General features: G+C 46.3%; 9 protein-coding genes and 2 pseudogenes. 8 read left to right on the plus strand and 3 right to left on the minus strand.

Annotation, left to right across the window (positions count from 1 at the left end; genetic code table 11):
• Nucleotides 1–275 (plus strand): annotated as a pseudogene (locus tag V6C93_RS08840) (hypothetical protein); the annotation flags it as partial.
• A 34-nt stretch (nt 276–309) separates the two neighbouring features.
• Nucleotides 310–840 (plus strand): hypothetical protein, encoded by a 531-nt coding sequence (locus V6C93_RS08845; protein WP_333476289.1) that lies wholly within the window; start codon nt 310–312, stop codon nt 838–840.
• Nucleotides 841–939: 99 nt separating this feature from the next.
• Here the strand turns inward: V6C93_RS08845 and V6C93_RS08850 are convergent, their stop codons facing one another.
• The gene (locus V6C93_RS08850) at nt 940–1743 is read right to left on the minus strand and encodes a Uma2 family endonuclease (protein WP_333476290.1); all 804 of its coding nucleotides are present in this window, start codon (nt 1741–1743) and stop codon (nt 940–942) included.
• A 610-nt stretch (nt 1744–2353) separates the two neighbouring features.
• On the opposite strand from V6C93_RS08850, the gene V6C93_RS08855 reads away from it, so the two are divergent.
• Complete coding sequence (locus V6C93_RS08855; RefSeq protein WP_333476291.1) at nt 2354–2929, plus strand: hypothetical protein; 576 nt, start codon at nt 2354–2356, stop codon at nt 2927–2929.
• A gap of 231 nt (nt 2930–3160) precedes the next feature.
• Here the strand turns inward: V6C93_RS08855 and V6C93_RS08860 are convergent, their stop codons facing one another.
• Nucleotides 3161–6055, minus strand: coding sequence for a GAF domain-containing protein (locus V6C93_RS08860; RefSeq protein ID WP_333476292.1), 2895 nt, complete (start codon nt 6053–6055; stop codon nt 3161–3163).
• 719 nt (nt 6056–6774) lie between these two features.
• Between V6C93_RS08860 and V6C93_RS08865 the strand changes: the two genes are divergently transcribed.
• From V6C93_RS08865 to V6C93_RS08885, 5 genes are all read left to right on the plus strand, one after another.
• Nucleotides 6775–8040 (plus strand): GTP cyclohydrolase II, encoded by a 1266-nt coding sequence (locus tag V6C93_RS08865; RefSeq protein ID WP_333476293.1) that lies wholly within the window; start codon nt 6775–6777, stop codon nt 8038–8040.
• A 201-nt stretch (nt 8041–8241) separates the two neighbouring features.
• The gene (locus tag V6C93_RS08870) at nt 8242–9765 is read left to right on the plus strand and encodes a URC4/urg3 family protein (RefSeq protein ID WP_333476294.1); all 1524 of its coding nucleotides are present in this window, start codon (nt 8242–8244) and stop codon (nt 9763–9765) included.
• A gap of 64 nt (nt 9766–9829) precedes the next feature.
• Nucleotides 9830–10465: a uracil phosphoribosyltransferase gene (gene upp, locus V6C93_RS08875; RefSeq protein ID WP_333476295.1), complete on the plus strand. Its 636-nt coding sequence runs from the start codon at nt 9830–9832 to the stop codon at nt 10463–10465.
• A gap of 266 nt (nt 10466–10731) precedes the next feature.
• Nucleotides 10732–11061 (plus strand): hypothetical protein, encoded by a 330-nt coding sequence (locus V6C93_RS08880; RefSeq protein ID WP_333476296.1) that lies wholly within the window; start codon nt 10732–10734, stop codon nt 11059–11061.
• Nucleotides 11055–11270, plus strand: coding sequence for a protein rep (locus tag V6C93_RS08885; RefSeq protein ID WP_333476297.1), 216 nt, complete (start codon nt 11055–11057; stop codon nt 11268–11270). Before V6C93_RS08880 ends, V6C93_RS08885 begins: the two co-directional genes overlap by 7 nt.
• Before the next feature lie 27 nt (nt 11271–11297).
• Here the strand turns inward: V6C93_RS08885 and V6C93_RS08890 are convergent.
• A pseudogene (locus V6C93_RS08890) lies at nt 11298–11497 on the minus strand (hypothetical protein); the annotation flags it as partial.

Consider the following 11497-nt stretch of genomic DNA (forward strand, 5'->3'; position numbering starts at 1 on the left):
AGGCACATCCTAATTTAGCTCTAGGTGTTGCTCTAGGTGCTGCTGTAGGACTATTGGTGAATTCTGTACCAGTTTTAGGGTCAGTGTTAGCACCATTAGCAACAGTGTTGGGGATAACTATTGGTGCGATCGCTGGACATCGGCTAGATAAAGGCAAAGAAGTAAATGAGGGAATAATTGGAGTTGCACAAGACATTATTGAAATTGCCAGAGCGTTTTTTAAACTCTTCATTGATGTTTTCAATACTATCTTCCGCAACGTTATTACTGCCTAAAAGAATTCAATCTAGTTAAATCAGGAGTTCTGATATGTTTGGAAATAAAACCTTAACTAAAGAGCAACTTCTTAAAGCACTTGAGGAACTGGAAAAAAATCCCCAGAATAGGCTAGGAATTTTAGCTGATATTGGAGTTGGTGTTGTAGGCGCTGCTGGTGCTGGCTATGCTGCTTCTGTATTGGGAGCTAGTGCTATATTCTTTGGGCTGATTCCAGTTGCAGCTCCCGTAGCCGTGGTTGCTGGCGGTGCTGCCTTAGGTGGGCTGGCTTTTGTAGGAATCAAGAAGATGCTGTTTGATGGCACTTATGACGAAGGTAAAAGAGATCAAATACGAATTCAACTAGAGGAAAATCTAAAGGATATTGAAGCCAAAGAAAAAGCATCTAATTTAGGGGAAAATGATAAGAATCAGTTTTACACTTTCTTGAAAGAACCAGTAAAATTTGATCTAATCAGTCCAGAGGATGCTCAAGGTTTAATAAACGCTGTAGAAAGTGGAAAAATGTCATTAAAGGAAGCTTATCATTTAGTAAAAGATGTTATTAATTCAGCAAAATCATAACTGCCAGTAAATTGATGTAAGGCGATCGCACTTACCTAAACGGAGTGCGATCGCATTTTTGTGTAGATAGTTAAGGAGCGATCGCACCTTATGCCTCTCCTACACCTCAGGCTCAACCCCTAACGCTCGTAACTGCTCAGCCAACCGCTCAGCACGTTGTCGCTCTTGTTCAGCCCGTTGTTGGGCTAACTCCTTCTCCTGCCGCTCTCGCTCAAGACGCTCCTCCGCCGTCAGCAGCAGATTTCCCCGTGCATCCCACCATCGCAGCCAAGGCCATTCCTGATTTTGATACAAGCCTTGCCAAATGCCTAATTCTACCCCTAGAGGCTCAATGGGGTAATGACCTCGCTCATTTACTGCCATGAGCTGATAGCGCCCGTTTACCAACTGATAAACTTCCACTCGTGCCTTTTTGACTTCATAGATGCCATAGTAAGGGACGCGAATTGCCCGTTCGTAAACCCAAAACTTACCTTTCTTGGGTGTTTTATCTCGTTCTTCCGTACCATCGCCAGAGACGAATTCTAAAGCAATTAGCGGTGCGACAAATTCCTTCCACAAGACATAGGAACGGCGAATTTCTCCATCCAGTTTAGGTGGTACATCCGGGACATAGAACCAATCCGGTGCTTCCGCTCCTCTTTCCGCTGGCTCTGGCGGTTCTGTCATACGCCAGTAAATCCCACAATCTCGACCAATGCAATACTGCCCATCTGGGTGGAGTTGCTGCAAAATTGGTGTAATACAGTCTGTGAGGAGGTCGCCTTCTGGAGGTTCCTGAAAGTTTTTCACAAAATTGCCATCCGAGTCGGGAAGCTGGGTATGATCTGGCAGAGAAGCAGGCAAACCCGCTGTGGGAGATAAATCGGTTGACGGGTCTAAAGATTGGGTTATCTGGCTCATAAGCTTTAGGATTTCAGCATCCTGAAGGTTATACCCATCATGACTCCAAAGCCGGAGCTGAGGTTATCTCAAGGTTAGCGTATGCAGCGATCGCCCACTCCGCTGCACTTCATCCCACTTGCCTAATGGACACAGCACTTGGGGCGATAGGCTCAAAGCGTCTTGCCCAAAGAGCGATCGCGAATATGACTAGCTCAGTAGTAAAAAGCGGCGTGCAGGCTTATACTCTGGTAGTCTTTTCTTTGCAAGTTGAATATTGTATCTTAACTACTTCACCTGTTTTCCTGCGTTATTTAAAACGTTAGCGTAGTGCTACGGGTGTTGGGTCTCAAGCCAGAGAGCTACTTCCCCTATGCTCAAGAGCGTCCTCAACAAAGACCTAAGGCTCAGGCGTCGCTGTAGCCAAGCTCCTAATGAGCAGAGCGCTTCACTTAAATTGGGAAAAACTGAGACAATTACCAGAGAGTTCTCCGGCGAGATTTCGGATGTGTTAGCTGAAATGGTCTATGAGTAAGTTGGGCATTCTACACGACTATCCACAGAAGCGAGATTTTGGCACAATTGATCCATTAACTTTCCTATTATGACCTTTTGTTAAAACTTGGGATTAATGAAACCAACTAATCAACCCATACGCTTGCAACTTAACCACTATCGCTCCTATATTGCGATATCTTATGATGACATGGAAGTGGGCTTTTGCACCCCAGAATTTGCCGACCGAATTGTTGAAACGTTTAACGAGTCTGAAAGGCTACATGAAGATAATGAAACCTTAAATAAAGCCTTACAAATGGCTTGTAGGGATTTGGTTAAACAATCAGGAGGAAATGCTTATCATGTTACTCGGCGAATCAAACAATATATAGAAAAAGCTAAACGCCCCGAACATGGTACACGAGCGATTGCTTACTTACTACGGGAAAGGCAACGGGAACTTGACCTCAGTAATAGGGAATTTGTTCGCTTCTGCTATTCTTACAAGTTGGCTCCTCAAGAACTGAAAGATATTTTTAGCGGCAAAGATATTACTGATAATCAGCTAAAAGTGCTATCACGGATTCTAGGGAAACCCGTTGAGGAGTTAACTGAGGTGCGAGATGGTTTCAGCGATAGTGAACTCAATCGACTGGCACGAATTCTCGGTACATCGAATGAGGAGTTGTCTGATCTGTTTAAAGGATGAAAATGAGGAATGAATAGTTATGAAAAGTTAGCAGGAGATTTCAACTCGAAATAGGTAACAATCCCACAAGCCTAAGTGAAGGCTAAAACTCGATTCTTCAAAGCGTGAATTCTGAAGTCTCCGACTTCAGCATCGGCTTAATTCAAAAGTTCCGCACACGGGGTTGGGAGTCTATGGAGAACTCCCGTTATCTCAATCCCAACAAGGATATTTAATTCAAGATAACTTAACTTATCTCTGTATGCCTCTTGACCGATTAGTAATACCTGGAAGAATCACACCCACTTGATTGTTAAAAATCTCCATATCCTTTTGATCCTTTTCCTCAAAACTCACCTTGAAGTAATCGGGAACGTTAGGCCAGGCAGACGAGTCATATTCTGGAAACTCACCAGCCATCCGTTTGTTAATGAGCTGAGTCACACCCAGTAACTCACCATCCGAACCCAAAACTGGCATACATAACAGGCTACAAGTGCGATAATGGGTTTTCTCGTCAGTTTGTCGAGCCATGTAAGAGTCGGGATGGTCATATAAGTCAAAGGAAATATTCACCGCCTGAACTGTTTGAGCGACCTTGCCCACAAAGCCTTCTCCCATTGGCACTCGTGTTTCCAGCCAAGATCCATCGGCTTGGCGGATTGTTGTCCACAATTCATTGGTTTGATGATCCAATAGCCAAAGGGAACTGCGATCGGCGTTTGTAAGTTTTTTCGCCGCCTGCATCACTTTTTGAATCAAATCTTCTGGATTTCCACTACTCTGACTCACGAAGCTAATCGCTTGATAGAGCGGATCGATCGCTTGTCGTTGCTCCTGAATTACTCGAATTTCTCGATGGAACGATTGGAACGCTTGTAAAATTGGGAGCATAGAAGTCGTACATTGCTGTAGCTTCTCTGCGTCGGTTTTTGTAAAGCCCCTAGAGTCAATTCGTTCGGCTAAGGGGACACTGGGGTCAAGAGATTGGAATTTGTTGAATGACCGAACAATCGCGATCACCTTTCCTCGCTGATCCAAAACGGGAAATAGTAACAGATTATGCAGGCTACTGAGAGTTTTCGAGGTGATGCCTCTATGGATTAAGACATCGTTTAACTTGCTAGGTTTACTGCTAGCTTGTACGGCTTTAGAGTCAACAATTTTATTAGCTATACCCAAATTAGCCGAAATCCGAATCTCTGATGCGTTACTCCCTTCGTCCTCAAAAACCAACGACCAAAATCCAGTTTCTTCTGCATCCAACATAAAAATCGTTGTATGCTCAGCTTCCAATAACTTGTTAATTGTGAGACTAATAAAGCTCAGCAGATAGTAAAGCGCATTGTAGAGAGCTTCATCACTCTGGTCTAGAACCGAATTACTGAGTACAGCTAGAGCATTATAAATTGCTTTTTGGGGTTCAATTTGCGCTAGCTGTTTGAGAGTCTCATGAGTCCTAACAAATTGGAGAACCACTCCAACTCGCTCATTGAAGACTTGCATGGACTGTTGATCATTTTTGTCAAAGCTAGTCTTGAAGAAATCGGGAACTATAGGCCATTCATCTTTGTTATATTCACCGAAGTCACCAGGCTTCCGTTTGTTGATCAGTTGGGTCACACCAAGCAACTCGCCATCAGGACTCAAAACAGGCATACAGAGTAAGCTACAAGTCCGATAACGGGTTTGTTCGTCGGTTTTCTTGGCATTTTCGGCGCTAGGGTGTTCATATAAGTCGAACGGAATAATCATGGGTTCGCGGGCTTGAGCCACTTGACCCGCGAACCCAATCCCGATTGGGCACCGAACTTCCCCTTTACCCGGAAGTTCTGTCCATAAGTCCCCCCGGTCATGATCGATCAACCACAGCGTGCTGCGATCGGCATTCATCAGTTTTTTTGCTGTATTCATCACCCGCTGAAGGATGGCTTTGGTATCCAAATTAATTTGGTCAAGAGAGCGGGTGGCTTCAATCAGAGCTGCCGTTGCCCGTAGCTTCTTGGTTACTCGATAACAAGACTGGCAGCTTTCTAAAATCCGGCGAATGGGAACCACACATTTAGCCAGCCGTTCCAGGTCTAGCTTTGTAAAGCCTTGTGGCTTAATCGGCTGTTCGCTGTCATCTGGTGATTTATCTGGCTGCAACTTGTTCAGTAGCTGGATAACAGCGACAACCTCCTTGTGTTCATCTAAGACCGGAAGGGCTAAAATATTTTCGGTTTTGTAGTGGTATTTCTTGTCGTACTCCTTGACTAGGGCAGCGCGTGGATCTTCGTAAACATTGTTAGCGATATGGATAACCTTCCTCGTCTGAGCCACTTGACCTGCTATCCCTTCGCCGACTCGTACCTGAATATCTAGAAATTCACCCTCTTCATTCTCCGCAACCAGTGACCACAGTTCTGTCTTTTCGTCATTCAGTAAATAGATGGTGGCGCGATCGGCACCTAATAAACTTCCAACTTTTGCAGTAACCTCCCGCAGCACTTGATAAAGAGCCTGAGCCGAACCTTCATCCTCTGCTTCATTGTCTGCTTGAGACAAGATTTCTACCTGAGAAACTAGAAGCTTTCTTTCTAATTCAGCCAGAGTTCTCAAGAATTCAGTATCCGTCGGTTCAAGCTCAGACTTTTGACTCTTCAGTGCCTTTTCAATCCAAGCATCGCTAAATATGGCCTCATAAACCCGGTTATGAGTCTTTAGCTTGCCTTGTTGCTTGACGACTAAACCCAAGAGTCGTAGTTCGTTCTGTTCGGGAGTGTCATTAGCGACGACAACCTCTTGTCGCAAAATTCGCTGATATAGCTTCAAGAGCTTAACACTGCGCTGATTTCGTCTCAGGAGGCGATCGCGTATTGTCCGCAAATGCTCTAGCTCCGGCAGACTCTCCCATTTGTCAATCAGCTGATGACGCACCAAGTTGTCAAACCATTCCGCCTCTTCACCAACGGGTGGTGAATCAGAAGATTCGACGATGAGTTGACATAGCTTTTGAGTGAGTAAAGGCTGTCCAGCCGTCCACTTCAACACCTCTGTTAGTAATTTTTTGTAATTTTGGGATTTTTCTTTTAATCCCTGAGCAATCAGTAATCCGCTCTTGATAACTTCGCTATTACGTAAGGATTCAGATGTATTTGTGATCATGGTGCAGCCTGATGGGAGAGAATTAGGTCTTAAAGTTTCTTAAAATATCCGGGCTGAGGGCAGGTCACTGGCAGCAAGAGATAAGTTTTGAGTGTTTCATACATTTAGCTGTATTTTACGAGGAGTTTTGGTTTCCCTACGAGTTAATCCTGGGCACAAGTTACAAGTCTCAAAATGGTATTATGGCTCAGGATTTCCCTCTCCTTGAGATCGAACTTTGGGATGAAGCCTAAAGCGATTCGGTAATCGAGGGCTTCATCCCAAGCTATATGGTTTTAAATCACTCCCCATCTCGGCGTCGGAGCATCCCCATGTTAGGTGCATCTCCCCAGTGAGCAAATAGTATATCTAAATCAGAACAACAGGATCAGCTAAGCATTCTTCTCTATTATCTTGGCTCAATGACAAGGAGCGGTGATCGCCGCTTGGCTTTATTCCTGCGACAGTTAAAGTTCTGAAAAGCTCAACTGGTGAGGCTTGGAAAATTATTGCCTGCAAAATCTAACATCCTAAATGCCAAGAACCGCTTTAAGCCAAAAAACTTGGACTCTGGGGAAAAAGCCTAAGGATGGATGTATCCTGCGCGATCGCTAGCACTTGGCTCAACCAGATACTTCAATACCCAAAATTGGGTTGCTATGATTAGAGCTTATTTCAACTTACCAAATGGGCTTTCACCCAACTTTGGCAAGTATTCGTGGATTCTACGGGGTGTCATCATGCAAAACTCGAAAACAGTATCCAAACAGAAACATATTGTTTTAACCTCTCATCCAGGCCGTTTAGCGTCAAGGCCGTTAAGCGTTCACTGGGGAGAGAGTGACCCCAGCAAACGAGGTCCAATTATCGGAACCTTGACAAACCCAGCCCACCGCAATGTAATCGGGACTCACTCCGGTTCTTATTCAGTCTATCGGGCTTTAGCGGTCGCCAGTGGAGCACTTCAGGCCAGTCACCGAGCTGATCTGACCAACACGTCTCCAGTCGTTGCGATCGGGCCTCACCCCAGTTGGGCTGATGCCAGCAAAATCGTCGCCCTCGATCCCTTTGGCGCGATGGTGGGTGAAGCTTACGCCGAGTTGTACAAGCAGGGATACGACATCCGACCGACGATCGCGATCACTCAGGCTCATATTAATATGCCAGAGTTACAGGATGCGATCGCAAAAGGGCGTTTGCTCATCGATAATCGAATTGTCAAAAGTGGTGGCAGTTTAGTGGTAACGAAGATCGCCCTTGACCCTGTATGGTATCTGCCGGGACTGGCTAAGCGCCTCAAAGTTGGGGAAAGTGACTTACGTCGTGCCCTATTTCAACAGACGGGCGGGATGTATCCAGAATTAGTCACCCGCCCCGATTTACAAGTCTTCTTACCACCGATTGGCGGTATCACGGTTTATCTGCTAGGCGATGTAGCAGCGATTACCGACCCCAACCGCAAGCTAGCTGTGCGGGTACATGATGAATGCAACGGCTCAGATGTTTTTGGTTCCGATATTTGCACCTGCCGTCCTTATCTGGTGCATGGTTTGGAGGTGTGTGTTCAGACGGCACAAGAGGGCGGTGCTGGTATCTTAGTTTACTTCCGTAAGGAAGGTCGAGCCTTGGGTGAGGTCACGAAATTCCTGGTCTACAATGCCCGTAAGCGTCAGGAAGGAGGCGATCGCGCCGATGCCTACTTCAGTCGCACAGAGTGCGTTGCAGGCGTACAGGATATGCGGTTTCAAGAATTGATGCCCGATGTGCTGCATTGGCTGGGCATTACCCAAATTGATCGCTTTGTCTCCATGAGCGATATGAAATACAACGCAATCGTCAATTCTGGCATTAAGGTGATCAATCGGATTGCCATTCCAGACGAGTTGATTCCGGCTGATGCACAGGTGGAAATCGCTGCCAAGCAAGCGGCGGGCTACTACACGGAGGGACTCGCACCCGATGCGGTCACTCTTACTCAAATTAAAGGACGCAATTTAGTCAGTTAGGAGCTTCTCAATCAAAAAATATCCAACTACTCCTTGTGGAGTGAGCCTCCTGTCTGGCCTTGACCCGTTGCAGGCCAGACGCCTGCTCCACAAGATTGGGTAACTTATTTTTGGGACTTCCATTAAACGGCTGACTTCATCCTTCATACTTTCTTTTGTTGCTCATGGGGTGGCAATACCCCCTACCCAAAGGAAACAGTTTTGATTCATTATCAAAAGCTACCGGACTGCTCTGAGGAGCAGCTTTTGGCGATCGCTTACTTGAGGACGCCTGCTGCAATTCGAGAACGCTGCGATCGCCTCTTTCATTTGGCCTGTGCTGACCAGTTACACTACTTTCGCTGTAATTTAACCCAGCTCGACCTGGTAGCCCATTATGTCATCGAGGTCATGCGTGATGAATACCCTGATTTAAATATTCCCTTTCATAGTCGTTGGCGACATTTTGAGGTTGGCAACGTCCCGCGTCTGGCGGAATTAGAGCAACATTTGACCGGACTCACTCCCCTGGAAAAGGCACAAACCAAATTTGACCTAGCCATTATCAGCGTCTTGCTGGATGCTGGAGCGGGTTCCGAGTGGCAATACAGCGAACAGGAAACAGGACTAGTTTTTCGTCGTTCTGAAGGCTTAGCCGTAGCCAGTTTCCGCATGTTCTGCCAAGGCGCATTTTCCAGCAACCCCAAATTTTCCCTGCAAGCGGATGCCCAAGGACTACAAAACTTCACGGCGGCTCAACTCGCTCAGGGATTTCAGGTGAGTTCGACCAATCCGCTTCTGGGATTGGAAGGTCGAGTTGAGCTGCTCCAGCGACTCGGTCAGTCGCTACACAGTTTACCTCAGTTGTTTGGCACAGAAAATCCACGTCCTGGAAATCTGGTCAATTACTTGCTCCAAGGGTTGAATGTTGGCAAGTTGAAGATTGAAAGTTCCAACCAGGAGTTGAATGTTGGAAGGTTGAAAGTTGAAGGTTCTCAAGAAGAGTTGAATGTTGAAAAGTTGAAAGTTGAAGGTTCAGACCACTCTTCAAACCTTCAACCTGATAACATGCAACCTGCAACCCCAACAAACCTACCCTTCGGGAACGCCTTCGGCGAACAACCCTCTAACCTTCAACCTTCAACCCCAACAAACCTACCCTTCGGGAACGCCTTCGGCGAACAACCTTCAACCTCTTTACCTGCCAGTACCGTATTGAGTGCTGTATTAGAGGGATTGGGGAATATTTGGCCTGGACGACTGACTATTGCAGGCGTCAATTTAGGCGATGTTTGGATTCATCCTGCTCTCAAAGGAGACAATCCCACCGCTGAGTATGTGCCGTTTCACAAACTCTCCCAATGGTTAACGTACTCCTTGTTAGAACCCTTACAGGAACTCGGTATAGAGATTACTGGGTTAGATGAGATGACCGGCTTACCCGAATATCGGAATGGGGGTTTGTGCTTAGATTTAGGGTTACTAGAAGCCAAGCAAGCTTCTGTTGTCCAAGAGCGTCATTTACCAGAGTCTGAGGTGATTGTTGAGTGGCGAGCACTGACAGTTAGCCTATTAGACCGAATCGCCGACACCATCCGGCAACAACTGAATTTAAGTGCCACCCAATTGCCCCTCGTGAAAGTTTTACAAGGAGGTACCTGGACGGCGGGACGGCGAATGGCTGCGCAGTTGAGGCAAGGCGGCGTTCCTCCCATTCAGATCGAGAGTGATGGCACAGTGTTTTAAATATTGTCCCTTGCTCGTTCGTTGTGCGTTCTTAGCTAATAACTAACCCCTAAATAACTAACAAATGACCGCTCAAGTCACCGTCATTGACCACCCTTTTGTACAGCATAAATTGACGCTGATGCGTCAATTTGACACGAGTACCGCTAAATTTCGCCAACTGATGAAAGAGGTTGGGATGTTATTAGCCTATGAGGTAACACGGGACTTACCCCTCAAGTATGAACCCATCAAGACGCCCATTGCTCCGATGAATGCTCCCATGCTGGCGTCCGAAAAGAAAATGGTGGTTGTCTCCATCATGCGGGCAGGGCAGGGGCTATTGGACGGGATTTTGGAATTGATGCCCTCCGCTCGCGTGGGTCATATTGGGTTGTATCGTGACCCTACTACCTATGTTGCTATTGAGTATTATTTAAAACTTCCCCATGATGTCGAGCATCGAGATATATTGGTGGTTGACCCGATGCTCGCGACTGGCAATTCAGCGATTGCTGCCGTTGACCGAATCAAGGAACTGGGTTCGATGTCGATTAAGTTTTTGTGCTTATTGGCGGCACCGGAGGGCATAAAGCACTTCCACGAGCATCATCCGGATGTGCCGATTTATACAGCGGCGATTGATGAAAAATTAGATGAGTATGGCTATATTGTGCCAGGGCTTGGGGATGCAGGCGATCGTTTGTATGGCACCAAGTAACTCGTTCGGGGAAAGTGAGGGGTGACAGCCTCCCCTCTCCACAACGACCTGTTGACCGTCGTAATTTGGTCTTATCGAATGAACGCAGACTCCCTCTCGGTAGATGAGTGAGGGAGTCTTTATTTACTGATGAAACGGCAATAGAGCGATTACTACCATTCTCGGTATTGTCCCGTACAGAATTCCGTATTTTAACGGAGGAATGCATGTAGAACCTCTTGATAGGTTGAGGTAACCACACCCAACCACACACATCAGGGGGATTCGTGTCAAATCAAGTCTCAGACGGCAGTTGTATTGCTTTCAAAATAGCGCTTGAACAGCAGTGCAAACAAGGTAGAGATTTACTAGCCTTATCCGAGATTTGCCCAAAAGATAAAACTTGGGAGAAGCACAGAGCGAATGCGGATGTAGTTTCTAATTACTACGCTGGTGCTCTTACAGGTTGCTTTAATCGCTATGCTCAGCGCGTTAGCACCTGTGCCGAGTGGCTGGAGTTTCGATTGGTACCAGAGCCATCAGCAGGTCTTCTCAAGTTAAAACTATCAGATGCGCGATTTTGTCGGGTTCGTCACTGTCCGGTTTGTCATTGGTAGCTAATCAGGAATGGTTTCTGGAGTTGACTCGCCAACTGCACAATACCAGAGCTGTTGCGATCGGGGGTGTGCTGAGGCGCTATATGCAGGAGTTGGAAGAGGAACCAGAAGACCTGATTGGCAAGGATGAACAGACTGATGAGATTGATGAAGGGAGTTTGTCTTTCAGGTGGCAACGAGAGTTAAAGAAGTACAAAAGAGAGCGATAACGCCGATCAATCAGAAGAGCTATAAATTCAGCCTTGCATCAAAATTCCCAGTAAAATCTGCATCAACGCCTCCAAGTCAGTAGGAGCCCGATACAGCATTAAATCTTGAGTCACTACCTGATTCTGGCGGTGAAAACTACCAAACTGCCAGATATCCCCAGTTGTCACAGCACCATACAAGATAGGCTCATCTGACTCTACCCAACTATCCAGAGCAATTAACTCAG

It is taken from the genome of Allocoleopsis sp. (genome assembly GCF_036703385.1).
Classification (GTDB): Bacteria; Cyanobacteriota; Cyanobacteriia; order Cyanobacteriales; family Coleofasciculaceae; genus Allocoleopsis.